General features: G+C 32.5%; 17 protein-coding genes and 3 tRNA genes. 7 read left to right on the top strand and 13 right to left on the bottom strand.

Annotated features, from left to right (window positions below; genetic code table 11):
- Nucleotides 1–30: 30 nt before the first annotated feature.
- From QYS47_RS12230 to QYS47_RS12215, 4 genes are all read right to left on the bottom strand, one after another.
- Nucleotides 31–2,070, bottom strand: coding sequence for an OmpA family protein (locus QYS47_RS12230; protein ID WP_322346463.1), 2,040 nt, complete (start codon nt 2,068–2,070; stop codon nt 31–33).
- A gap of 124 nt (nt 2,071–2,194) precedes the next feature.
- Nucleotides 2,195–3,958, bottom strand: a complete 1,764-nt coding sequence (locus QYS47_RS12225) for a UvrD-helicase domain-containing protein (protein WP_322346462.1) — start codon at nt 3,956–3,958, stop codon at nt 2,195–2,197.
- A gap of 167 nt (nt 3,959–4,125) precedes the next feature.
- Nucleotides 4,126–8,214: a hypothetical protein gene (locus QYS47_RS12220; RefSeq protein WP_322346460.1), complete on the bottom strand. Its 4,089-nt coding sequence runs from the start codon at nt 8,212–8,214 to the stop codon at nt 4,126–4,128.
- A 143-nt stretch (nt 8,215–8,357) separates the two neighbouring features.
- Nucleotides 8,358–9,086 carry an SDR family NAD(P)-dependent oxidoreductase gene (locus QYS47_RS12215; protein WP_322346458.1) on the bottom strand — a complete coding sequence of 243 codons (729 nt, stop codon included), beginning with the start codon at nt 9,084–9,086 and terminating at the stop codon, nt 8,358–8,360.
- A gap of 103 nt (nt 9,087–9,189) precedes the next feature.
- Here QYS47_RS12215 and QYS47_RS12210 point away from each other — a divergent pair, with 103 nt between their 5' ends.
- Nucleotides 9,190–9,699, top strand: coding sequence for a hypothetical protein (locus QYS47_RS12210; RefSeq protein WP_322346456.1), 510 nt, complete (start codon nt 9,190–9,192; stop codon nt 9,697–9,699).
- Nucleotides 9,700–9,817: 118 nt separating this feature from the next.
- Here QYS47_RS12210 and hslU read toward each other — a convergent pair whose 3' ends face one another.
- From hslU to lon, 3 genes are read right to left on the bottom strand one after another with little or no spacing between them, the layout of a single operon-like run.
- Entirely contained in the window at nt 9,818–11,206 is a 1,389-nt protein-coding gene (gene hslU / locus QYS47_RS12205; RefSeq protein WP_322346454.1) for an ATP-dependent protease ATPase subunit HslU, read from the bottom strand.
- Nucleotides 11,203–12,252: a type IX secretion system protein PorQ gene (gene porQ, locus QYS47_RS12200; RefSeq protein ID WP_302124421.1), complete on the bottom strand. Its 1,050-nt coding sequence runs from the start codon at nt 12,250–12,252 to the stop codon at nt 11,203–11,205. The genes hslU and porQ overlap by 4 nt, the downstream gene beginning before the upstream one ends.
- Nucleotides 12,249–14,744: an endopeptidase La gene (gene lon / locus QYS47_RS12195; RefSeq protein ID WP_308356382.1), complete on the bottom strand. Its 2,496-nt coding sequence runs from the start codon at nt 14,742–14,744 to the stop codon at nt 12,249–12,251. Before lon ends, porQ begins: the two co-directional genes overlap by 4 nt.
- 197 nt (nt 14,745–14,941) lie before the next feature.
- Here lon and QYS47_RS12190 point away from each other — a divergent pair, with 197 nt between their 5' ends.
- A complete protein-coding gene (locus QYS47_RS12190) occupies nt 14,942–16,894 on the top strand; it encodes an OmpA family protein (protein WP_322346451.1) in 1,953 nt (650 codons plus the stop codon).
- 1 nt (nt 16,895) lies between these two features.
- Here QYS47_RS12190 and rlmD read toward each other — a convergent pair whose 3' ends face one another.
- On the bottom strand, nt 16,896–18,296 hold the full coding sequence (gene rlmD / locus QYS47_RS12185) for a 23S rRNA (uracil(1939)-C(5))-methyltransferase RlmD (protein WP_322346449.1): 1,401 nt from the start codon (nt 18,294–18,296) through the stop codon (nt 16,896–16,898).
- Between the two features lie 76 nt (nt 18,297–18,372).
- On the bottom strand, nt 18,373–19,092 hold the full coding sequence (locus tag QYS47_RS12180) for a tol-pal system YbgF family protein (protein ID WP_302124425.1): 720 nt from the start codon (nt 19,090–19,092) through the stop codon (nt 18,373–18,375).
- A 128-nt stretch (nt 19,093–19,220) separates the two neighbouring features.
- Between QYS47_RS12180 and QYS47_RS12175 the strand changes: the two genes are divergently transcribed.
- The 3 genes from QYS47_RS12175 (at nt 19,221) to QYS47_RS12165 (ending at nt 19,726) form a co-directional block, all read left to right on the top strand.
- Nucleotides 19,221–19,293: transfer RNA gene (locus tag QYS47_RS12175), tRNA-Lys, on the top strand.
- 202 nt (nt 19,294–19,495) lie between these two features.
- Nucleotides 19,496–19,568: transfer RNA gene (locus QYS47_RS12170), tRNA-Lys, on the top strand.
- 74 nt (nt 19,569–19,642) lie between these two features.
- Nucleotides 19,643–19,726: transfer RNA gene (locus QYS47_RS12165), tRNA-Leu, on the top strand.
- Between the two features lie 54 nt (nt 19,727–19,780).
- On the opposite strand, the gene QYS47_RS12160 is transcribed toward QYS47_RS12165, so the two are convergent.
- Nucleotides 19,781–21,151: a cystathionine beta-synthase gene (locus tag QYS47_RS12160; RefSeq protein ID WP_308356387.1), complete on the bottom strand. Its 1,371-nt coding sequence runs from the start codon at nt 21,149–21,151 to the stop codon at nt 19,781–19,783.
- 137 nt (nt 21,152–21,288) lie between these two features.
- Between QYS47_RS12160 and QYS47_RS12155 the strand changes: the two genes are divergently transcribed.
- Both QYS47_RS12155 and QYS47_RS12150 read left to right on the top strand, forming a co-directional pair.
- Nucleotides 21,289–21,591: a hypothetical protein gene (locus tag QYS47_RS12155; RefSeq protein ID WP_302101183.1), complete on the top strand. Its 303-nt coding sequence runs from the start codon at nt 21,289–21,291 to the stop codon at nt 21,589–21,591.
- A gap of 57 nt (nt 21,592–21,648) precedes the next feature.
- A complete protein-coding gene (locus QYS47_RS12150) occupies nt 21,649–21,939 on the top strand; it encodes a hypothetical protein (RefSeq protein WP_302101182.1) in 291 nt (96 codons plus the stop codon).
- On the opposite strand, the gene QYS47_RS12145 is transcribed toward QYS47_RS12150, so the two are convergent.
- From QYS47_RS12145 to QYS47_RS12135, 3 genes are read right to left on the bottom strand one after another with little or no spacing between them, the layout of a single operon-like run.
- Entirely contained in the window at nt 21,936–22,865 is a 930-nt protein-coding gene (locus QYS47_RS12145) for an aspartate carbamoyltransferase catalytic subunit (protein ID WP_322346446.1), read from the bottom strand. The genes QYS47_RS12150 and QYS47_RS12145 overlap by 4 nt on opposite strands.
- The gene (gene pyrR / locus QYS47_RS12140) at nt 22,862–23,410 is read right to left on the bottom strand and encodes a bifunctional pyr operon transcriptional regulator/uracil phosphoribosyltransferase PyrR (protein WP_322346444.1); all 549 of its coding nucleotides are present in this window, start codon (nt 23,408–23,410) and stop codon (nt 22,862–22,864) included. Before pyrR ends, QYS47_RS12145 begins: the two co-directional genes overlap by 4 nt.
- Before the next feature lie 31 nt (nt 23,411–23,441).
- Nucleotides 23,442–24,971 (bottom strand): hypothetical protein, encoded by a 1,530-nt coding sequence (locus tag QYS47_RS12135; RefSeq protein ID WP_322346441.1) that lies wholly within the window; start codon nt 24,969–24,971, stop codon nt 23,442–23,444.
- Nucleotides 24,972–25,011: the final 40 nt, after the last annotated feature.

The raw sequence follows: 25,011 nt of genomic DNA, 5'->3' as shown, positions 1-25,011 counted from the left end.
AAGCCTGATAGTAATCCTATCAGGCTTTTTTTATTTTGCTGTAATCGTAAATTCGACTCTTCTGTTTTCGGCTCTACCAGTTTCAGTATCATTAGAGCTTATGGGTTGTGTTTCTCCCAATCCTTTTGCTGTCATTCTATCTTGAGCAATATCTTGCTCCAATAAATATTGCATTACAGATTGAGCTCTTCCCTCACTTAATTGAAGATTATATTCATCACTTCCTTTATTGTCAGTATGACCAATAATTTCAATTTTTATTCCAGGGTTTTGTTTCATTAAATCAGTTAATCTATCTAACTCCGGAAAAGAGCTTTCTTTCAATGTAGTTTTGTCAAAATTGAAGTAAATATTATCGATGATTACAGTTTTACCGACTTCTATAGGAGCCATCTCAAGTGTTGTGCTGTATTCTAAGAAATCTTGATTATCGCTAATATTAAGTTCGCTTTCCAGGTTTAGATAATTGACCTTTTTACCTCTTATAATTAAATCTCCCGCGCTTGGGATTTTGACTTGAAAGGTTCCATCGGCATTGCTGGAAATTTCATTTATTATTGAATCCTCCATTTCAAAACTTAATTCAGCTATTAGCGGTTCTTTTGTTTTTTCATCTAACACTACACCTGAAACTATATAAGGTCTAATAGTGCGAACCATCTCATAATCTTTTCTCACCTCAAATTCATAAGTACCTTCAGGAACTTCTACACTAAATTTTTCAATTATATTATCATAATCGTCTGAAAGCACTTTGATTTCATATTTCCCAGCTCCATTTAGCTCCATACCATATCCTCCATTTTGAAAGGCAGTTCTGGCAGAATCTTTAAAATTATCTTTTAAGACGTAAACTCTTGCGTTTACAGGATTTAGTGTCTTTGAATCTGTTATAAAACCGCTTAATCTGACTTTGGCTTTTACGGGGGTAAGGATAAAATCTTTTTCGATAACAGTATCCTGTTTAATATCTGAAAGATCTAAAGATTCATCAAGCTGTTCATATCCAATTTTAGCGGCAATAAATGAAAATGGCTTATTATTATATGTTGTAAAGGAATATTTACCATCTGATTTCACTTCTACATTAATGGGTTTAGATTCCTCTGCCTGTGCTGTAAGATAAAGTGACAATGGTTTTTGAGTTTCTTTATCTAATATTTTCCCTTTAACCGTTATTTTAGCTTTGGGTACTAATCCATAAATATTCATATTACTACCATCGGCACTTACATAGGTTCTTGTGGTAAAAGCATTATTTCCAGTAGCATCCACTGAAAAGTAAGAATCAAAACCGTCTGTATTAATTGGAGGTCCAATATTTTCAGGTTCGCTCCATTTTAACCAGCTATCATCTAATCTTCGAACTCTCCAAACATCTACATCTCCAATTGAGCCTTCTCTATTACTGGCATAATACATAACCTTATCATCTTCGGTTAAATAGGGGCCAAATTCATCTTTATAAGTACTTAGAGATTTTATCATGATGGGTCTTGAATAAGTCCCATCACTTTTTCTTTTACTTATGTATAAGTCACTGTAATTTTTCCCTGATCGTTCATTCATGTAAATAACAATTGCACTTCTATCTTGGCTAATTACAGCACCCGAAAAACGGCCATTACTCATTTCCTCATATCCCTCAATTGGTAATTCTTCCGGATTATTCCATCCTTTATCATCTCTAGTTACGATTGAAAAACCTTTTTCCTTTCTTCGATTCCCACCTCTTATAAATAAAGTATTTCCATCATCTAAAATGGTAAGAACCTGATTGAATTGCCTTTTATTAAAAGGGGAATCCATATGAACTGCCTTTCCCCAAGTCCCATCAGGTTTCTTATCTGAATACCATATGTCTTGAGAATTTTCTCGTCCGCCATTATTCTCAGGATGATTAGATATACTGAAATATAGACGCTGATTATCAGGTGTTACTAGTGGAGCACTTTCATGATATCGAGAGTTTACCTCATCATTGAGCTCCACTAATTGATATAATATCTCCTCATTTTGACTAAAGGAAAGGAATGGTATAGATAAAAAGAGTAGTACTAGCTTTTTCATTTTTATTAATTTGAAGTAAAGATTGACAAAAAGAAGAAAAATAGCTATTCATCGAATATTAAACTGTATTCATCTGTAATATTTTGAAAGAAATTAAGGATTAATTATTTGAATTAGCTGTGCTTCATGAATCCTCAAAGGAGTATAATTTCTTAATCCTTGCTCTGATAGCCCCTTTGGTTCTGCCAAAATGATTTGCCAAATCTTTAGTACTCAATCCTTCTTCAAACATAAATTTTAATTCCCGATCCAATTCGTCAGTCCAAGGTGTGTAGGCAGATTTATGCGTTTTTCTAATCTCGCCCATATCAAAAGCCTTTTCTTCAAAACTATTTAATTTCAAATCTTTAATTGAAGTATTTTCTTTTTCCTCTTTACGTCTCAGTAGTATGATTTGGCCATTTTTCGTCCAGTTTTCAGGGAGTAAATCTTCTTCTATATAGAGTTTGTTTTGGGTTCTGGTAATCGCAACATATAGCAAATTGATTTCTTCATTTAGCTTTTGTTTGATCAGCTCAGGCAAATCTTTTTGTTGTACCAATTTCCTTAATTTCTCTTCCGTTAAAAAATCATTGACTAGCTGAACAGCGTCATATTCCATTCCTTTGCACCTGTGCACGGTGGAGAAAATGATGTGTGCTTTATCACGATCTTCATTTTCAAGATGTTTTTCCTTCAGTTGCTTGATGTATTTTGGAATTTCATTTCCATATTCCTTAACTAATTCCACCATCATGCCCAACTGCATATCTTCTGTTTTTTCTATATATTCTTCCAAATCCTCTAGTCCCTTCATTTTTTTAATTAAAGGATCTCTGATGAATTTCCTTTTACCCTCATAGAGATTCAATACATCATATAATGAGGTGCCGTCATCAGCATAGGTGTAGGAATTGATATTGCCTTCGAAATAAATGTCGGCCAAATTTTCCTTTTCGGATATGTAGTCGATGGCCTTGGTCAACAGTCCTAGGTTGGTGCGAGCTATTACCGCTTTTTGTTGTCCTTGTGATGGATTGCCCTTTCCTTTTATTTGAAATTTTAGAGTTGTTTGCAGGAGTTTTTTCCTTTCTACTATTGCTTGTGCCAAATGAGCTATTTTTTCATTAAATCGAAAACTGATAGAAAGCTTATAAGGCTTAAAATCGACCATTTCTAAAGAATTAACAGCATAGCGCCAGGAATAGATTTGTTGATGAGTGTCACCTACAATCACTTTAATTACCCTTTGTTTTAGGAATACATCAAGCATGGCTGGGGAGGCATCTTGCCCCTCGTCAAAGAGTATGTAATCATAATCCAACAGAGGGTTTTGAAGTTGAAATTTCTTAAGGTAGAAGTCATGGGTGATTGGTATTTCTCCCTTATTCATTTTAGCTAAGAACTCTCTAGTTTTCTTTTTGATGTATGAATAATTTCCTTTCACAAAAGCTAATGCTTTTTTATCTGAAATTGTATCTTCATAATTTAGTTCTTCCACTTTTGAAGCGCTACTATTGCAAAAGTATGCAGTGAATTTGCTAATGTGATTGGCAATAATCATTTCAGCCAATGGCTCACTTTTGATTTGAATATTCAGAATATCTGCGACTTCATGATTTTTATATCCATTACTATTGATCTCAAAATTTTTACCAATAACAACATGCTTAAAGGCCAATGAATGCGCAGTTTGTACATCCACATTATAAAGCTTTTTTGATTTAAATCTTTTAGCTGCTTCAAGCTTCACTGATTTATTAAAAGCTAAATAAAGGATTCTACTATTTTTGGGTCTGCTTTCAGCATATGCAATTAGGGTAGTGGTTTTTCCTGAACCGGCCACCGCATTGATTTTTATATTGCTATTTGATTGGATGATGGAGGATTGTTCTTTGGATAATCTCATTGGTTGATAGTTTTGTAGCTGAAGCTACTTTTCAGAGGTACCCTTTAGATTAATAATCTAATGAGTTATTGTTCTTAAAATTATCAAAAATAAACTAATCTCCAAAAACTTCAATATGATGAAAATCGAAGGTTCACAGTATAATAAACAGAGGAGCCATGGTGCGATTACTCATCAATTTCTTCCTTATTTTCTTTATAATAAGCCTTTGCCTCTTCTTTACTTTTCTTAATCCCGATACTACTAACTGCACCACTTAGAAGAGCTTTTGCCCAAAGGTTAAAAATCGATCTACTTTTTATTCGTTCGAAGAAAATATTACCTTCTTGCAATTTAAACCATCTTGGATTTCTTGTACTTACTATAAAGCTATTTGCAAAAATTGTCTTTAAGTTATTCCCGAAACCTTTCGATTGATAAGTCTGTCGATCCAGAATATCAATTTTAAGGTTGTTATATCTAAATTCCATTTTTCCTTCAGCATAATCATCATTTCCCTTGAAATTTATATTAACTTCTTCATTGTAGCCTGATCTAACTTCAATTGCCCCTAACGGAATTAACATATCATTTAAAGCAGTTAGATTCAGGTTCCCTATATTACCAATGAAATGGAAATCACTCTTAGTGGAAGGTATAGGGAAATCAACTTTTGTATTAAAATTAGCTTTATTATTTAGTTTCCCTTTAGCTGTAAGATGCATAACCTCATTACTATTGAAATGATGAGTTCTCATATTATATATATGACCACTATCAATGAAAATACTCATAGTTCCTATTCCGCTTGCATCCTTTGGTACTATATGGATTTTGATATCAGAATTAACAAAAACGGTATCTACCTTAAAAGCGAATTGTAATTCAGATAATATTTTTTGAGGCATAGGAACTCTTCTATCTCTATTATGAGGTACGTTCAGATCTCTAAAAACAATGAAGTCACCATTTACTACTGACAGTTTATCGACCATATATTTTTGATCTTTCAAGATACTGTCAATTTTTACTTTATTAAGTTTTAGTTGATCGATATCGAGTTTAAACCAGTCGTTTTGATATTCAATATGCTGGCTATAATCAAATCTGGAATATTTTGATCTTAGTTTTATATTGTTTGCTTCAAAATTCGACTCTGGATATTTAAAAGAATAATCATTAGCAGTTACGGTATAATGAGAAAAGTTTTCTTTATAATTTTTACCCATGAATATAAAGGAGTTTACATATTTATGTATTTGGTTTGTATGGATTATAGAATCCGTTTTTATACCATTAATAAATAAGTCCGCTTTTCTTACATAGTAATTTCGCTCTTTCTTTTTATCATAAATTTTAACGTTAATATTTCTGGTGTTCGATTTTTTTATGTTTACAGATTCGAAGGGTAGTTTTATTTCTGTAGGTAAAGAGTTTTTAGCTTCTCCATCAATTTCAATTTTTAAATCGGTTCGTCCGCTACTAATCTCATCAATCTTGATTTGATTTTCTTCCAAAAGATTATAAAAATCAGCTCCTTTTAGAATGATATCATTGAAAGTTAGTTGAGTGTTTTTATTTTCTTCTATGTATTCGATCCCATCTATATTTCCTTCTTCATTAAAGCTTTCATAATAGAAGTTATTTACGATCAGGCTATCCTTTTTAGGACTTAAAAAGTAGAGCTTGTCGTTATCAAAAGTGAAATTCTCAGCATTAAATAGATTTGCATTCTGCTTTTTGAGGAGGGTAAAATTCGTAAGTGTAATAACGGATTTCTGAGTTTTAATTAGATTAATTTTCTCATCATTTTGAATATTAATATCAGTTTTATCTATATCAAAAAGGATACTTTTAAAGGCAACATTAAAATTTGCGGAATCAAGATTTTTAGACTTTAACTTATTCAGTTCTTTAATATAGTGAAGGTTTAGATTACTTATTTCTCCAATTAAACTATCCGCCTCCAATAATTTGCTTTTAAATAAACCTTGCTTATTAATATTTGATAACCTTATTGAAGGAATATCCAATTTGAGTTTAAGGTTTTTAGAAAATTGATTGGGCTCAATTTCTACATTCTTTATATCAAGATTATTACTATGCTTAGCTAAACTGATATTTTGAGCACTTAATTGGTGGTATAATTGTTTGTTATTGAATTTTGTATTTAAAAATTGAGCCTCAATAATTTCAATATCATTCAGGTAATTCAATTCTAAATTGAAATTTTGAACACTAAGGTCATTACCAGATTGCCTATATTTTAACTTTGAGTCACTTAATGAGACATTAATGGGTTTTTCTGAGAATTTCCAGTTAGTTGCTGATTTGTGTTTTTTATTACGAATACTTTCAGGATTTAATCTAATATCAACTTTATCAAGTTTAATGCTATCAATTTGTACAATTCCATAATTTATAATGCTATCCAATTGAATGCCTGAAAATTCAATTAAACCTGAATTGACTTTATTATCTTCATTTTGATAAATAAGGTCTAATTCATCTAGTTTAATATTATGCAGATTTTTACTAGAGGCGAAGTTTTTAATTAATAATGAATTGCCTTCGAAATCATAATTAAGCAACTTACCATCAATACGAGTATTATTTGAAATCTGATGCCAAGAGTTTAATGTAGAATCAATTTTTAAAGATTCAGAATTTAAATTGATTTGTTCTCCTGTTAAAAAGTTGCCGACCCCTAGGTTTGAATTAACAATAGAAAAATCATCAATATTGATGTACTTAAAGTATTGACCTAATATTCCATACAAACCATTTGCTGTGATGACAGCTTTTTTTTCATCACTATTTCTAAAGTATGGAGGGGTAATATTGATGGTTCCATTAATTAATTTTAGAAAATCTAAATCAATAATTTCATTTTCATAAATCTGGTTTTGAGCCACTCCTTTCATTTCTAAAGAGGGTAAATTTAAATTAAATTGAGTTAATGTGCTGTCATCTAAATTTCTAGAGGGTTTAATTCGAAGGTTTTTGACATTCAAAGTTGAATCCAAGGTCTTGAACTTAAGCTTTTCGAATTTTATTTCATGTAGATTATCTGGTAATAAATAATCGTAATCGTTTATTTCAATTTCAGCATCCTTAAAATAATTTAAAATATTTTGAATGTCTCGCTGAGTAGAATCAAGAGAGATATTAAATAACTCAATGCTTATATTATTTGATAAAAAGCTTTGTTTGTTATCTCCTTTAAGTGTTAAGTCTAGACCTCCTCTTTGAATTCTTAAATCATTAATCTTTATTAAATCGAAAAGTGCAAGTAATGAAGCTCCAATACTATTTTGAGCCTGGGGAGTACTGTCTTTTTTTGATTTTAAAACAGATTTTATTTTGATATTCGGTTGAGGAATATTAACCTGGTCAACGATTAAAAAATTATCTTCATAAGCTTTTAGATAATTAATTCCGCGTAATTCAAGTGTTGGGATTTCGATATCATAAATATTTTGATTTTGGTCTTGAAATACTTCTTTTGAATTTATTTTATCTCGAGCATTAATTCTAAAATTATTGAAATAAAGTATTGAATCTCTTGTGGATAATTCAAAGCCATCAAAACTTAATTGATGAATACTATCCGGTAATAGAATCGATTGCTGATTGACCCCTAAGTTGATGGCTTCTGAGTAGAATATCTTTTTCCTTTTCTGTTTTTTTTTGTCCGCTACTACAAAGTTTTCAACAGCAAAATCAATTGATTTCAATCTGAATTTGCTAGGAAAGTGGTCGATCGTCCCACTTTTAACCTTCAAATAGTTGATTTGTAATAGATTCAAGTATTGGGAAATTACATCATATAGTTCTCCTGTTTCGCGTCCAAATTTCAACGGTTGTTTTTCAGGATTAATTTTGGTCATATAAACCAATGGATTAATGACTTCTATGCCATCCACTACTAGTTCTTTATCCGTATAAATCCGAAAAACAGATTCTAATGAAATACTGACTTCATCTACTACTGCTTCATATAAATTTTTAGCATTAATTGTATCCTCTCTATTCTCTGGTGTAGCATAGAGTTCTAAATTTCTAATCGTAACTGTTTTAAGGAAAATATTGAGGTCAATTTCCTCAAATTCTAATTGATATAAGCCTTTGCTTTCTTTTTTAACCAGCTCTTTTAAATACTCACCTGAAATCTTATTTCCTTGTTTCCTAAGGTAATTATTTGCAATAATTCCCACTGCTATGGTAATAGCTATAATTAGAAGTGCGCGGTATAGTTTTTTTCTTTTCGGGTTCATATTAAACTGAAAGTTTAATATAATCCATTTGAATGAATTTATCAGAACTGGAGGACTATTATTAAAATTTTAGTTAACAATAGATGTCTCTAAAGATATTAGGGTATCAATTAAGGTAGAGTTAAAACTCTACCTTTTTTATTTTATACATCTCTCACATCTAAGATTACATCTGGATACTGATTTATGTTTTCCAGGTAATAAAAATATTTTTCAGCTACTTCTTTCTCGCTACTTAAAGCATTGTCAGCTTTTAGATTTTTAAATCTATCTATTCCGCTGAAGGACTTTTCATCCGCATTTCGGATCTGTGTTTGCATTTCTGTATCCACAACACCAGGGGCGATAGCTTTAATGATAAAGCCATTTCCATCTAATTCAGCTTCTTTAGCCGCTACTTTTGAAGCCATATCTAAAGCAGCTTTGGAGGCACAATATCCTGACCAACCATCTACGGCATTTTTACCAGCTCCTGAGCTTATATTAATGATTATTTTTTCTCCTTCATGATCTTTTAAATCATGCATAAACTGATTCATCAGTAGGAGAGGTGCACTTACATTTAAATTGAAAAGTTGAGGTATGCTATCGTTTTCAATACTTCCTAAATGTTTGATGTCTCCTAATGTTCCAGCGTTATTAATTAAAACTACCTTGTCATATCCCTTCGCATCATTGAAAAGATTGGGTAATTCATTTTTCAATTCATCTAAATTGGAAAGGTCTATTGAAATAGCTTTATAGTTTTCATCAGATATTGAATGACTTCTACTAATTCCCCAAACAGAAGCTCCAGATTCCAAAGCTTTATTGGCTAAACCATTTCCAATTCCTTTGCTAGCACCTGTTATGATAAAAAGTGATTTATTCATCTTTCTTTCTTTCTTTTAATCTAATATAAAACTATTGATACGGAAGGATACTTTTTATGTTGAAAGTATAGTTGTTTACTTAATTTTTGTTAAACTTTACTTTATGAAAAATCTATTCATAATTCTAACAGCATTGATATTTATTACTTCTTGTGAATTGCTATTTGATCCAGAGCCCGAATTACCACCTGTTACAGAAGAAGGGAATGGAACGTTTGGATGCAAGATAAATGGTGAAGTATGGTTGCCTGATGATCGATATTTGAATAGTGGTGGGAATATATTGGAAGCATTTCTAAATCGAGGTATAGATATGCATATTAAAGCATTGTATGAACCTAAATCTCAATCATTAGAATTTACATTAAGAGATATTTTTAATCAAGATAAATCAATACAGTTCTATCAGCAAGAGACCGAAAAAAGTTTTGCCTCAGTTTCTATGGAAGATAATTGTAATTTGAAAACAGATTCTAATTCTGGCTATTTAGAAATTTTAAAAATTGATTCAATAAATAAAATAGTTGCTGGTACTTTTGAATTTATAGTGTTTAGTGATTGTGATACAGTAGAAGTCACTGAAGGTAGATTTGATCTAAATTACTACGAATAAGCATTGATGAATAAATAAATGAGATTTATTTATAGAAATTTAGTTCTGCCGTATTCCATAAAAAAAAGCCTGACATCCTGTTAAGAATGACAAGCTTTATTCTTCATTGAAATTTAGGTTAAAGTATATATTGACTTAGATCTTTGTCTTTTACTAAGCCGTCTAATTTTTCACCCACCATTTGTTTAGTGATTACCACTTTAGCATTTGCACCGATTTTGTCAGGAATGTCAAAAAGTAATTCATTAAGAAGTTTACTCATTACAGTTTGAAGTCTTCTTGCACCAATATTTTCAACTTCTGAATTTACTCTAAAAGCGATTTCAGCTAATTCCTCTAAGGCATCATCATCGAATGTTAAATCAACTTCTTCTGCTTTAAGCAGAGCAGTATATTGTTTTGTTAATGAGTTTTTAGGTTCTTTTAATATTCTAAGGAAATCAGCTTTCGTTAAGCTATCTAATTCCACTCTGATTGGGAATCTTCCTTGTAATTCTGGAATTAAATCAGATGGTTTGCTTACATGAAATGCCCCTGCAGCTAGAAATAAAATATGATCGGTATGGATAATACCATACTTAGTATTGACAGCACTTCCTTCTACAATTGGAAGTAAATCTCTTTGTACCCCTTCTCTACTTACATCACCACCGCTCGAATTACTGCTTCCTTTGGCAATTTTGTCAATTTCATCGATGAAGATCATACCTGTATTCTCTGCCTTTTGAATTGCCTCTTCCTTCACTTCATCCATATCAATCAATTTGGAAACTTCTTCCTCAATTAATAGCTTTCTAGCCTCCTCAATCGTAACCTTACGTTTTTTATTCTTCTTAGGCATCATGTTACTAAGCATGTCTTGCAAGTTGATCATAGATGCTTCATCCATCATGCCACCACCAATCATGCCCATTCCATTATTTGCAGGGGTTTTTACATTGATATCAATTTTACGATCTTCTAATTCTCCATTACGTAATTTTTCTCTGAATCTCTCTCTAGTTTTTTGATTCAGTTCATAATCATTGTCCGGTACTTGATTATCAGCAGTTGTGCTAATCGGACGCTGACTGTTAGACTTCATAGGTGGGATCAAGGCATCCAGAATGATATCTTCAACAATATCAGCAGCCTTATTTTTCACTTCCTCTTTTTTAGAAGCTTTCACTAGATTTACCGATTGTTCTACTAAGTCACGAACCATACTTTCAACGTCACGTCCAACGTAACCTACTTCAGTGAATTTAGAAGCTTCCACTTTAGTGAAAGGAGCATCCGCTATCTTAGCCAATCTTCTGGCAATTTCTGTTTTACCAACACCAGTAGCTCCAATCATTAAGATATTATTCGGTACAATCTCACCTTGAATATCCTCAGGTGTATTCATACGTCTCCATCTATTACGCAAAGCAATGGCAACATTACGCTTTGCATCATTTTGTCCGATTATATATTTATCGAGCTCTGAGACGATCTCTTTTGGTGTCAAAAATAATTTATTATTCATGATTTTTTCTTTACTATATTTTTCAAATTACTTCCCAAAGTAATAAAGTGAGCAAAACTACCCGCTTGATATATCGCACTAGAATATGCTATATTAAAATTCTTTGTATGTACAAAAAACCCAAAGGTAAAACCCCCTGCTCCTCCAACTTGTTCAGCTTTTAATGATTGTCTGATTAAATGATTATAGCCAGCTCTAAGATTAATGTTTTCACCTAAGATTAATTCAGTTCCAATTGTCACATGCTGAAAAATTTTATCAAATGTATTAGGTGGATTGTTACTAATATCTGTAAATACATTGCTATCATCTTCAGGAATTAAACTATTATCAAAATAACTTAGATCATATTGATAAAGTCTATTAAGTGTTAAAGAGAAACGGAAAGGCATGAACTCAGGTTTGAATGTACTCCCTAATTGTACATCAAATGGTAAACTTCTGTCTTCATTTTCATATTTATTGGTATAAAAACCAATGTTTTTTATAACCAATCCTATCGATAAGTCTTTTTCAGGATGAATAAAGGCACCGCCAAAGTCAGTAAGAATAGCAGATTGATTAAATCCACTTATCTGACTCATAACAAATTTCACATTGGCCCCATATTGAAAAGCACCATCTGTTCTCGAATGACTTATTTGAATGGCATAATTAGCAGCTGTAAAATCGTTAGTTGAAGCTCCTGTATTATCAAAACCTTTAAAACTACCATAGCTTAAATAATTTACTCCTAAACTGAAAATTCCAGCGTTTTCAAAATTTTGTGCATAGGTAAGCTGACTGTTATAAATATCAGCATAAAAAGGAATGAAGTTAAAGGATACTTGGCCTCCCATATCAGCATTTAATAATGCTGGATTTTGCCAAACCATATTGACATCTCCTGCATTAGAACTAACATTAACTGTACCCAAACCTGCAACTCGTGCGTGATTAGGTAACTCTAAAAATTCAAAAGTCCGTAAGCCCCCAATCTGCGCAAAAGCAGTTTGGGAGGCAAGCATGCAAACCAAAAGGCTCAGTATGACCTTTTGGAACCTCATATGGAATTAGCAGGCACAGTTTTTTTATCGTCCTCATCTGGGATTACAAAATTGATTGGATTTTTGATTTTCTCTTTCAATAGTGCAATCTCTAATACTTCATTCACCTGATCTACAAAGTGAATGTTTAAGCCTTTGATATACCTTGAGTCGATCTCCTCAATATCTTTTTTGTTACGTTTACAAAGAATTACATCTTTGATACCGGCTCTTCTTGCCGCTAATATTTTCTCTTTCAGTCCACCAATCGGTAATACTTTTCCTCTTAAAGTAATTTCACCTGTCATAGCCAGCTTCGATTTCACTTTTCGTTGAGTATAAATTGAAGCCAAAGAAGTAATCATTGCGATACCAGCTGAAGGCCCATCTTTAGGAACAGCACCTGCTGGTACGTGAATATGTAAATCGTAATTATCAAAGATTTTATGATGAATACCTAATTCATCAGCATGTGATCTTAGGTAGGATAGGGCAGTCATAGCAGACTCTTTCATCACATCTCCTAATTGACCTGATAAGGTTAATTTACCTTTCCCTCTACTCAGACTAGATTCAATAAAGAGTATTTCACCACCTACTGAAGTCCAGGCTAAACCAGTAACTAATCCAGCAGTCTCATTATCCTGATAAGTTTCCTTTTCAAATACTTCAGCACCTAATATTTTTACAATATCTTCTGACTCAATCTTGCTATTGTATTCTTCTTCCATAGCAATTGATTTAGCGATATTTCGAATCACCTTTCCAATTGTTCTTTCTAAGCCTCTTACCCCTGATTCTCTAGTGTAATCTTCTATGATTTTAGCAATTGCTTTTTTACTAAAAGTAACATCCTTTGCTTTAAGCCCATGCTCTTTCTTTTGCTTAGGAATTAAATGCTTTTTAGCAATTTCAACCTTTTCCTCAAGTGTATAGCCAGTTACTTCAATGATTTCCATTCTGTCTCTTAAAGCTGGCTGAATGGTGTCTAGGGAGTTAGCAGTAGCTATAAATAGCACATTAGATAAATCGTATTCTACTTCAAGATAATTATCTTGGAAAGTTTCATTCTGCTCAGGATCTAATACCTCAAGTAAAGCTGAGGATGGATCGCCTCTGAAATCAGAATTAACCTTATCAATTTCATCTAAAATATAAACAGGATTTGATTTACCGGCTTTTTTCATGTTTTGGATGATTTTACCGGGCATTGCACCTACGTAAGTTTTTCTATGTCCACGGATTTCAGCTTCATCATGAACGCCACCTAAAGACATGCGAACATATTTTCTTCCTAGTGCATCAGAAATTGATTTTCCTAAGGAAGTTTTACCAACACCTGGAGGTCCGTATAGACATAGGATAGGAGCTTTCATATCTTGCTTTAATTTTAGAACGGCAAGATATTCTATTATTCTTTCTTTCACTTTTTCTAGTCCGTAGTGATCGCGGTCTAGAATTTTCTTGGCTCTTTTTAAATCAAAATTATCCTTAGTAACTTCTCCCCATGGTAATTCTAGAAGAAGCTCAACATAATTCATAGCTACTGGATATTCAGCGGCTTGTGGGTTGATTCTAGAAATCTTATCTATTTCTTTATCAAAGTGTTTTTGGACTTCTGAAGGCCAATTTTTATCTTTCGCTTTTTGTCTTAAGTTGTCCAACTCTTGATCAGGACTGTCTTGACCTAATTCATCTTGTAACACTCTGATTTGTTGCCTCAAGAAGTAATCTCTTTGTTGCTGGTCAATGTCAGTATGAACCTTTTTATGGATTTCATTTTTTAATTCCAGCATCTGGATATCCTTAAGCATGAATTCCAATAACAAAGTAGCTCGTTCTTTAGCATTGGTTTTCTCCAGCAATTTTTGCTTATCAGCTACCTCAGAATTTATGTTTGAAGATAAAAAGTGAGTTAGGAAATTCGGATTTTCAATATTATCAAGCGCAACTTGTGCTTCTTGAGGAATTTCCGGATTGAGCTTCATTATTTTGCTGGCAGCATCTTTTAAAGATTGAATAACTGCCTTATTAGATTTTAATTTAGGATCTAATTCCTCGTCATTCAATTCTTCATATGTGGCAATTAAGAATGGGTCCTCCTGTACCACATCCTTTACTTTAAATTTCTGCTTACCCTGAATGATAATGGTTGTATTCCCATCTGGTAATACAATCATTTTCAATATTCTAGCTACTGTACCAATATTGTAAATGTCATCCTTTCCAGGATCTTCAACTTTGCTATTTGATTGAGCAACTACTCCTATAATTCTATCTCCCTTATAAGCCTTTTTAACTAACTTAATTGATTTTTGTCGGCCAACCGTAATAGGTATAACTACACCAGGAAATAAAACTGTATTTCTTATTGGTAAAATTGGAAGTTGATCTGGTAAATCATCTTCTCTCATACTATTTTCTTCATCAGTAGATATGAGTTGTATTAATTCACCAGTTTCATCATCATTTATCTCAGAAAGCGCTTGTGTATGCTTTAATATTGAATCCATATATATCATTAATATTTCAGCCAATTTGGCATTTGAAATCCCTTATTTGTCCCTTTAAATGGGGTTCTTGACTAATTCAATTGTTATGCCAATAAAATTATACCTAATTTTGGTTTTAATTAAATGGTAATTCAGACATTTTTCGGATATTAAAGTTTGAAAAACTGACATATTTACCGTAAAACTATCAATTTGTCTTGAATCAATATCTTAATAAATTATTTTTAATTATTCTGATCCTGTTTTCTATCGATATTCAGGCTCAATTTAATCCTCAGGTTGAATTATCAAAAAAGGAGGCAGAGGAATTATTTCCTTTCTATTTCCCTAATGTAAATCAATTCAATTATTATCAAGATGAAAATGAACTTGAGAAAATAAACCGGACCCAGCAATCTAAAAACTGGGAAAAATTCAAGGAATTGTTAGAGGATTATGTTCAGCAATTTGCCATTGAAAATTTCTATAAAGATACTCGTTTAATATGGCAATTGGCTAAGATGGAAGAACTTTATGGTGATCTTGAAAAAGCTAAAAGTCTATACCGATTGGCATTGAAGCATCATCAAAGCAAAATTGATCTTCGCCAGATGGAAATATTTCTTGATTCAGTTAAGCTTGAGCAAACTGATGATTACGTGCCGATAGATTATTATTATGAATTGGTAGATTTTAGAAAATCTATTGACACATTAGTACCGCCAAGAGGAATTTTATTAAGTATGGGAAAGCAGATCAATTCCAATATGGCTGATTATGCACCTGCTCTTACTCTGGATAATAAAACCATCATATTCACATCTAAAAGAAGTATTAGCGGCAGCTTACTATCAAATAATTCTAATGAGGATTTATATGTTTCTGTTCAGATAGATGGCATGTGGCAGGATGCAGTCCCGATTAGAGGTATAAACAGTAGGAATAATGAAGGCTCAGCAGCATTAAATGCTGAAGGAAATGAAATAATATTTGCACGCTGCGGATCATATGATGGCTTTGGTAATTGTGATTTATATGAAACACATCTGCAAGAAGATAGCACTTGGAGTAAGGCAGTGAATCTAGGAGCCAATTTAAATTCTAAAGCCTGGGATTCTCATCCATCACTTTCTATTACAGGTGACACCTTATTTTTCGCATCCGACAGAATTGGTGGCTTTGGCTTGTCAGACATTTATTTTTCAGTTAAAAATGAAGACGGGCAATGGTCTGCTGCAAAAAATTTAGGTCCAGTAGTGAATACCAGAGGGAATGAAGTGAGTCCTTTTATACACCCTAGACATCAGATACTATATTTTAGCTCAAACGGACATTTGTTAAATTTTGGAGGTTTTGACATATATAAATCTAATTCTAAAATGTTTTTATGGGATGAACCCCAAAATATAGGACCATTAATCAATACCGAAGGAGATGAATATTATTTCACAATAGATTCTGAATCTGAAGATTTGTTTTATGCTGGTTCTTCCTCGATGAGAAGCCACAATTTAGATTTATTTTCTTTCCCGTTACCAATGGAAGCTCAACCGGGAGCGAATACAAAAGTTAGTGGTGTTGTAACGGATACGGTAAAAGGAAAACCCTTCAGAGGTATAGTTTCAATAGTCGATATCGAAAATGGAATTGAGATAGCACCTAAGTTTACAAGAGAAGATGGGAGTTTTGAATTCAATCTAATCAATAATGCTAATTATGTGATGGTAGTGCAATCTGATGAATTATTTAGAATTGAAGAAATGTTTTTCCTTTCGGGTGATACGGTTATGAATAAAAACATTGATCCAATGTCCAGTAAAATCAGATTCAAATCCATTGAATTTGAGGAGAACTCTGCAAAACTAAGGCCAGATATGTATTTTGATTTGGATAAAGTGGTAGATTTTCTTCTGGACTATCCTGAATTTAAACTGAAAATTTCAGGTCATACCGATTCATCTGGTGATGAGATTAGGAATAAGTCTTTGTCACAAGAAAGAGCAGACGCAATTCGTGATTATATTATTTTGTTACACCCAATTGATCCTAGTAGAGTGGTTGCTGAAGGTTTTGGAAATAGTAAACCAGTAGTTTCAGATGAACAAACTGATGATGACCGTAGATTGAATAGGAGGGTAGAGTTTGAAATCTACCGCCCCGATTCAAATTAATTTATTTTCTTTCCAGAAGCACTACATTTTCAACATGATGGGTTTGAGGGAACATGTCAACAGCTTGAACTTTAGTTACTTTGTATTTCTCATCTAGCAGTGCCAAGTCTCTTGCTTGAGTAGCTGGATTACAGCTTACATAAACTATTTTTTCGGCTTCAATATTTAATATTGTTTTTACTACATCAGGATGCATGCCTGCTCGTGGAGGATCGGTTATAATTACATCAGCCTTCCCATGTTCTTTCAAAAATTCATTATTGAAAACATCCTTCATATCACCAGCAAAAAACTTAGTGTTTTTGATGTTATTCAACTCTGAATTTACTTTAGCATCTTCAATGGCTTCTGGTACATATTCAACTCCTATTACTTTTTCTGCACTTTTAGCTATAAAATTAGCGATTGTTCCTGTTCCAGTGTACAGATCATAAACAGTTTCATTACCTTTTAAATCCGCGAAATTTCTAGCTACTTTATATAATTCATAAGCTTGATCGGAATTTGTTTGATAGAAAGATTTTGGACCAATTTTAAATTCCAATCCCTCCATTTCTTCAATAATATGATCTTTCCCATGAAATACATTTACCTCTAAATCATGGAAAGTTTCATTTCCTTTTTGATTTAGGATATAAAGCAAAGAAGTAATTTCAGGAAAGCTTTCTTTTATATGATTAAGCATCATATTTAGCCACTCCTCATTTTCTTCTGCTACTTGCAAAATTACCATTAGCTGCCCAGTGGAGGTAGTTCTGATAATCAGGTTCCTAAGAAAGCCATCTTGCTTAATTAAATCAAAATAGGTGATCTTATTATCCTTAGCAAAGCGGTCAACTGCATTTCTAATTGCATTTGAAGGATCTGCCTGAAGATAGCATTTGTCGATTTGAACTATCTTGTCAAATCTCTTAGGTACATGAAAACCTAATGCATCGGACTCAAACTCTTTTCCTGAATCAATTTCTTCTCGAGTTAACCATCGGTTATTAGAGAATGTAAATTCCATTTTGTTTCTATAGAAAGTAGTATTTTCTGATCCAAGTATTGGGGATATCTTAGGTAAATCAACTTTTGCAATTCTTTCTAACGAATCTTTTACTTGCTCACTTTTAAACTCAAGCTGATCTTCATAGCTCAAATGCTGCCATTTACAACCACCACATACACCATAGTGGCTACAAAATGGTTCTATTCGCATTTCAGATTTTTTATGAAAATGAATGGCCTGTCCTTCCAGAAAACTTTTCTTTTTCTTATTAACCCTAACGTCTACAACATCTCCTGGAGCAGTTCCTCCTACAAATACGACTTTATCATTATAATAACCTAAGGCCTTACCCTCTGAAGCTATTTTTTCAATCTTTAATTCCCTTATTATTGGATGCGGTTTTCTTCCCATAGCCTGCAAAATTAGGCTATAATTATGGAAGCAAAAAGCACGAAAGTAGAATTTATAAATCTACAGATTTTAATTTTTACAATTTTTTAATTTGAGAGCTTTTAATGTAGGCAACTTTATCATCATATATGATTTTACTCCAAACATCAATTTCTGATTTCAATTTAACCTTGGCTGGAGATTTAAGCTGTTCAACTAGGTTGGATCCAGATGAAGGGCCTTCAAGTAAATAACTAGGGTTATTGGTTATGATTGCTTCATTTCTACCCTCATAATTAGTTAGAAAGATTAAAATAATAATAGGGAGCATAGATGCTGCAAAATAGTTTTTCTTTTTGCTGGAATCTTCTCTGTTTTTAATCATCAATCCAATGAAAAGGAACATTAAGATTGAAGCTAAGAGTTGAATGTAAATCTTCCATTCTTTGTACAATAAGTCAAGCTTGTAAGCAAAGCCATAATCAAATCCAGCTATATTTTCTTCTTCAGTATTTTCTTTTAAATAATCGAGGGCTATTTCATCCTTAGTGAGCTGATAATATTTCTCTAAATAATAAAATGATTTACCAGGATTACCCATTCCTTCCTCAATTCTAGCGAGCTTTAATAGCATTGAAGGACTAGCATTTCCACTTTCATAAATTTTATTATAAATTTTTATCGCACTTATATATTGTTTTTTTTGATACAAAGAATCAGCCTTAACTAATTCCTTTTCAGGCGACTGCGCAAATCCATATTGGCTTATAAATGTAAAAAGTAAAAGGGAGTAGGATAGAATTTTAAACTTAAGCATTTGCATTTTATTATTTAGTACTTACCTTTGCAACGCAATTAAGGAAAACGACTCCTTAAAAGCAATAAAAACGCTCTTAACTCATAATAGTTGAGTTTATTTATAAAGAGTTTTGTAATCAAAAAAATGACTCGCTAGCTCAGCTGGTAGAGCACATCCCTTTTAAGGATGGGGTCTTGGGTTCGAACCCCAAGCGGGTCACAAATTATCGAAAAAAATAAAAACATTTTTCGATAAAATTGATTAAATAGTGACTGATTAAGAGAATCAGCTTTAATTTAATTCATTAAAATAAAGTCTTCAAAGACTTTGACTCGCTAGCTCAGCTGGTAGAGTATCCCGATTAAAAGAATCGGGTGGGTCTTGGTAGCCAAGACTTCTAGAAAATTTAAAATAATTATATGACTCGCTAGCTCAGCTGGTAGAGCACATCCCTTTTAAGGATGGGGTCTTGGGTTCGAACCCCAAGCGGGTCACTTACTACTAAACCTATCTGTTGAAAAATGGATAGGTTTTTTAGTTTTAGCCTTTATATTTGCTTAAGAATTAAGCGCACGTGGTGGAATTGGTAGACACGCCATCTTGAGGGGGTGGTGGGCGCAAGCCCGTGGAAGTTCGAATCTTCTCGTGCGCACAAAAAAAGGCTGTGAATGTTCACAGCCTTTCTATTTTGATATCCACTCTACTTTTAATCCGTAAATGCCATTAATAAATCCTGTTTTGTGATTATGTGTGGAGCATTATTATCATCTAAAACCATTAATGCCTTATCACCATGATTCATCATGGATGAAATGGTATCTACTGTGGTGTTTAAAGCAATAAATTTAAATGGATCATCCATTATTTCTTTTATTGGATTATTACGTAATTCAGGTTTTTCTACTAGTTTGTTTAGTAATTTCGTATCTGAAATACTACCAACAAATTCACCATTATGAGTAATTGGTAATTGAGAAATTGATAACTCATCTAAAAGTCTAACAACTTCTCCAATTTTTTGGTCACTTTCGATACTGATTAAATTATAATTATCACCTCTTTTCTTAATAATATTTTTTGCTGTAGCATAATCATTATTTTCTAGGAACCCATGATCTCTCATCCAGTCATCATTATAAATCTTTCCAAGATAACGTGTCCCATGATCAGGTAAAATGATCACCATAACATCATCTTCTTTTAAGAATTCTTCAGCGTATTCTAATGCACCATGAACAGCAGCACCACATGACCAGCCACAGAAAAGACCTTCCTCTCTTGCTAATCTTCTGGTCATTATTGCGCTATCTTTATCCGTTACTTTTACAAAGTGGTCGATCATTGCAAAGTCAACATTCTTAGGCAGAATGTCTTCACCTATGCCTTCTGTTAAGTAAGGATAGATTTCTTTTTCATCAAATTTCCCTGTCTCTTTATATTTCTTAAAAACAGATCCGTAAGAATCAATACCTACACTAACGATACTTGGATTTTGTTCTTTTAAGTAACGAGAGGTTCCACACATAGAACCACCTGTACCCACACCAGCAGCCCAATGTGTAATTTTTCCTTCAGTCTGGTCCCAAATTTCTGGCCCAGTAGTTTCATAGTGAGCTTTTGCATTTGCAGGATTATCGTATTGATTAGGATAAATTGAGTTTGGTGTTTCCTCGTGTAATTTTTTTGCAACAGAATAATAAGAACGAGGGTCATCAGGACTTACATTAGTAGGACAAACTATCACTTCAGCTCCTACAGCTCTTAAAATATCCATTTTTTCTTTTGATTGTTTATCTGCTAAAGTGAAGATACATTTATAACCTTTTGAAATAGCAGCTAATGCCAATCCCATTCCCGTATTCCCTGAAGTCCCTTCAATAATGGTTCCTCCTGGCTTTAATTTCCCTTCTTTCTCCGCGTCTTCAATCATCTTTATAGCCATTCGGTCTTTCATTGAATTGCCAGGATTGAAGTATTCTACTTTTACTAAGATGGTTCCAGGAATACCTTTATTTACCTTATTTAGTTTTACCAATGGTGTGTTTCCAATGGTCTCTATTATAGAGTTGTAGTACATTTTAAATTCTTTTTTTTGACAAAGGTAGTTATTTAAAATCATCAGTGAAATGTGACGTATGTAATATTCATAATCTTTTAGAAAGAACAGTCACTACAATAGTGGCGTTATTTGTAGTGTAATTAAAATTTAAAGCTATGGAAAACCTTAATCCACAAATCCTAATGAAGATAAATGAATTGTCTGATTATGGATACAATAATAATTTTCAATTTGAGAATGGTGAACTAGTGTTAAGAAAGGAAGAAGATGATTCTAAGATTGAAAAACACTATGTAGCAGAGCAAGTGTCGGTAGAAGCTGAGTATTTATATGAAGATAATGGTTCCGCTGTTATAACTTTTATGACTAATGACGGTGAACTAGGCTATGCAATTGATACCATGAATTCTACTGGTGAGTTTCCATTAATCAATTACTTCGAAGCATTAGAAGACTAATTTGTTTAACATTCATGGTTTTTACTCGTTGAATACATAAACACTAAAAAATATTTTATGGATTCAATGAATACAATAAAAGAAAAAATAGAAGAATTAAAAGGAAAAGGTTTTTCTGAAGATTTCTTTTTTGAGAATGGTAAGCTGAATACAGAAAATGATTCATTTGATAAAAATGAAATCCAAGATATCAAAGAATATAGGTTCGAAGGAAAGTCAAATCCCGATGATTTATCAATCTTGTATCAAATACAAACTAAATCAGGAGTTAAAGGAACTATAGCTGATGGATTTGGGCCAAGTGCAAACCAAGAACTTACAGAATTTATACTAGGGGCAGAATCTTAATTCTGCCTTTTTTGTGCTAAAAGGTATAGTACAGCCATTCTTATCGCTACCCCATTTTCAACCTGATTTAGAATAATTGATTGATCAGAGTCAGCTACATCACTACTAATTTCAACACCTCTGTTTATGGGGCCTGGGTGCATTACAATAATCTCTTTTTGAAGGCTATCCAATAATTTTTTATTAAGTCCATAATAAAGAGAGTATTCTCTTAATGAAGGGAAGTATTTAAGTTGTTGCCTTTCTAATTGTATTCTTAGCATGTTGGCAACATCACACCATTCTAAGGCTTCTTTAATATCCCAACTTATTTTAACACCTAAATCACCAATATATTTTGGGATTAAGGTGGCTGGACCACAAACCATTACTTCTGCACCTAGTTTTTTCAGGGCGTAAATGTTTGATAATGCTACTCTTGAGTGTAATATGTCTCCAATAATTGCCACTTTTTTACCTTGTAAATCAGTTATCTTTTCTCGAATTGAATAGGTGTCTAAAAGAGCTTGAGTTGGATGCTCATGTGTACCATCTCCAGCATTAACTATATTGGCTTCTATATTTCTAGATAAAAAGTGTGCTGCTCCTGGGCTAGAATGTCTCATTACTACCATATCTACTTTCATCGAAAGTATATTATTCACTGTATCTAACAGTGTTTCTCCTTTCTTTACAGAACTATTTGAAGAGGAGAAATTAACCACATCAGCAGAAAGTCTTTTTTCTGCTAATTCAAATGATAGTTTAGTTCGAGTTGAATTTTCAAAGAAAATATTGGCAATCGTGATGTCGCGCAAAGAAGGTACTTTTTTGATTGGTCGATTAATAACATCTTTAAAATGGTCGGCAGTTTGAAAAATTAATTGAATATCTTCTGTAGTTAAATCTTTGATACCCAATAAATGATTAACACTTAAATTTGTCATTTTTCTTCGTTTGTCACTAACCAGATTTTATCACTTTCTGCACCTTGGTCCGTCCATTCAACCAATACCTTTTGGGTCTTAATAGTATTAACACCTCTTCCCACATAATCAGGTTGTATGGGTAAGTCTCGAGTATACTTTCTATCAATAAAAGTAAGAAGCTCAACTAATTTAGGTCTGCCAAACGCAATCATAGCATCTAGAGCAGCTCTTACAGTTCTCCCAGTGAACAGTACATCATCAATTAACACAACTTTTTTATCCTCTATTATAAAAGGAATTTTAGTCGCATTTGCTTTAATAGGAGTTTCTCTTCTCCTGAAATCATCACGATAGAAAGTAGTGTCTAGAAGTCCTAAAGGTAATTCTTTATTAAGCCTTTCTTTTAAGCGCTTTTGAATTCTATGAGCTAAAAAAACTCCTCTTGGTTGTAGGCCTATTAAAACTGTGTTTTCAAAATCTTTGTGATTTTCAATTAATTCTTCTACTAACCTATTAATGGTGATTTGAAGAAGGTCGGTATCTAAAATTAGGCGTTTTTCCATTGTGCACTGGCAAAGATAATAAAACAGTAATTTATTCGACCACGATTTTATTGATAAAAAATACTTTTCTATTCAACTTGATGTTTTGATCTCTAAGGTTTTTAACCTTATTTACTCCAAAAGCATAAAAGTTATTACCGTACCACTGTTTAAGCCCTTCTAATTCTTCATCACTACTTTTCATTTCATCATTCTCATACATCAATTTCAAGCTTTCTGTAAATTTACCCTCTACAATTTCGCTGCCTTTGATAACTTTAATTTTCAATTCCTGGTTATATAAATAAAGCATTACAATTTCATTATCTAAGAATGCAAGATGAACGTGTTCTTCAAGTTGAAAGCTTTTCAAATCATTAATTTCAAAGCTATTATCCCATATTAAATTACCATCATCATCAAATGCAATGATAACTGCATGCGTATATTTGTAGCCATCAAAAACCTGAGTGGATCCCCTATTGAGAAAAGGGTCATAACTGTAGGCTGTATATCCATATCCATAGGATCTATTTGAATAGGTGGGGAAATATGCCTCACCAATTAAAATATTCTGATCCTCCTGTTTTACTATGTCTTGAACATATAATCTATAACTAAACTTTAGTTTTTTACCTTTAATTTTTTTGCGAGCTATTCTTTTTAATACGCGATTCTTTCTTTTTTCTTTCATGTAGTTAAAGAAATTGTCAAGATTTCCGTAATTATAATATCGGATTTGTTTCTCCTGTTCTCTCTCTAAATCTGCAATGAATATACCTCTGGAGGTTTCAGTTCTTCTTTTAATAGAGTAAGTTCCAGCAAGTAAATTTCCACCTTCACTACTATTCACAATACGTCCATCGGTTAAACTGAGGTTGTCTTTTGCTTCTAATGTTCTTGTAAATTCAGGTTCTCCAAATGTATTAAATGCTCTTATTGTAATACCATATCTTTTATTCATCAAGCGATCTGATGTAATTACTCTTATGAAATCATCATTGGTGCTAGTAACCAATTGAAGAAGAGTGCTTCTATCGCTATAAAAGCCTGGAAGTACAATTCCTTTTTCAGCTGTAAAATTGTACAACATCACCACGGTTCTCATATTAACATTTCCACCAAAGATTACCGCATCATTTTTTATTTCAAATTCGGTTAATCTGATCGGAACAACATTATTATATAGGTAGGATTTAAATTCATTATCATATTTCGCTGAAAAAGTGACAAATAATAGATCTTTAGCATATTCAAGACCTTCTTGGAAAAGCATTACAAATCTATCTTTATCGTAGCTGTAGCCTTTAAAAGAAAACTTTTTATCAATCAATACTTCCTGTCTGTTGATTTCTATAAGATTGGTGTCAAGCCTTATAATTTCCCATACATTTTCATTTTTAGTTTCATTTTCTTCTAATTCTTTAAAAAGAAATAGTCCTTTTTCTTTTGCTGAAACAATGTAATAGTCATCATTAAGGTCATCTATTTCAATCTCATAACGAGTAGGTTGAGAGACTTGTCCAATAGCAAAAAATCTACTAAGAATAAATAAAAGACTAAGCGAAAAATATAATTTCATAAATAATAGATTATAAAATCAGCATTGATAACATTCGATT

The sequence above is a fragment of the Marivirga arenosa genome (assembly GCF_030503875.2).
GTDB lineage: Bacteria > Bacteroidota > Bacteroidia > Cytophagales > Cyclobacteriaceae > Marivirga > Marivirga arenosa.
This window is presented reverse-complemented; position numbering and strand designations above follow the sequence as displayed.

Excerpts from the sequence above, each read along its gene's own strand:
- pyrR (WP_322346444.1), bottom strand. The coding sequence starts at position 23,410 with ATGGAAAAACGCCTAATTTTAGATACCGACCTTCTTCAAATCACCATT.
- QYS47_RS12135 (WP_322346441.1), bottom strand. The coding sequence starts at position 24,971 with ATGAAATTATATTTTTCGCTTAGTCTTTTATTTATTCTTAGTAGATTT.
- QYS47_RS12160 (WP_308356387.1), bottom strand. The coding sequence starts at position 21,151 with ATGTACTACAACTCTATAATAGAGACCATTGGAAACACACCATTGGTA.
- QYS47_RS12210 (WP_322346456.1), top strand. The coding sequence starts at position 9,190 with ATGAAAAATCTATTCATAATTCTAACAGCATTGATATTTATTACTTCT.
- QYS47_RS12220 (WP_322346460.1), bottom strand. The coding sequence starts at position 8,214 with ATGAACCCGAAAAGAAAAAAACTATACCGCGCACTTCTAATTATAGCT.
- QYS47_RS12225 (WP_322346462.1), bottom strand. The coding sequence starts at position 3,958 with ATGAGATTATCCAAAGAACAATCCTCCATCATCCAATCAAATAGCAAT.
- QYS47_RS12145 (WP_322346446.1), bottom strand. The coding sequence starts at position 22,865 with ATGACAAATTTAAGTGTTAATCATTTATTGGGTATCAAAGATTTAACT.
- QYS47_RS12230 (WP_322346463.1), bottom strand. The coding sequence starts at position 2,070 with ATGAAAAAGCTAGTACTACTCTTTTTATCTATACCATTCCTTTCCTTT.
- QYS47_RS12180 (WP_302124425.1), bottom strand. The coding sequence starts at position 19,092 with ATGCTTAAGTTTAAAATTCTATCCTACTCCCTTTTACTTTTTACATTT.
- QYS47_RS12150 (WP_302101182.1), top strand. The coding sequence starts at position 21,649 with ATGGATTCAATGAATACAATAAAAGAAAAAATAGAAGAATTAAAAGGA.
- porQ (WP_302124421.1), bottom strand. The coding sequence starts at position 12,252 with ATGAGGTTCCAAAAGGTCATACTGAGCCTTTTGGTTTGCATGCTTGCC.
- lon (WP_308356382.1), bottom strand. The coding sequence starts at position 14,744 with ATGGATTCAATATTAAAGCATACACAAGCGCTTTCTGAGATAAATGAT.
- rlmD (WP_322346449.1), bottom strand. The coding sequence starts at position 18,296 with ATGGGAAGAAAACCGCATCCAATAATAAGGGAATTAAAGATTGAAAAA.
- QYS47_RS12215 (WP_322346458.1), bottom strand. The coding sequence starts at position 9,086 with ATGAATAAATCACTTTTTATCATAACAGGTGCTAGCAAAGGAATTGGA.
- QYS47_RS12155 (WP_302101183.1), top strand. The coding sequence starts at position 21,289 with ATGGAAAACCTTAATCCACAAATCCTAATGAAGATAAATGAATTGTCT.
- hslU (WP_322346454.1), bottom strand. The coding sequence starts at position 11,206 with ATGAATAATAAATTATTTTTGACACCAAAAGAGATCGTCTCAGAGCTC.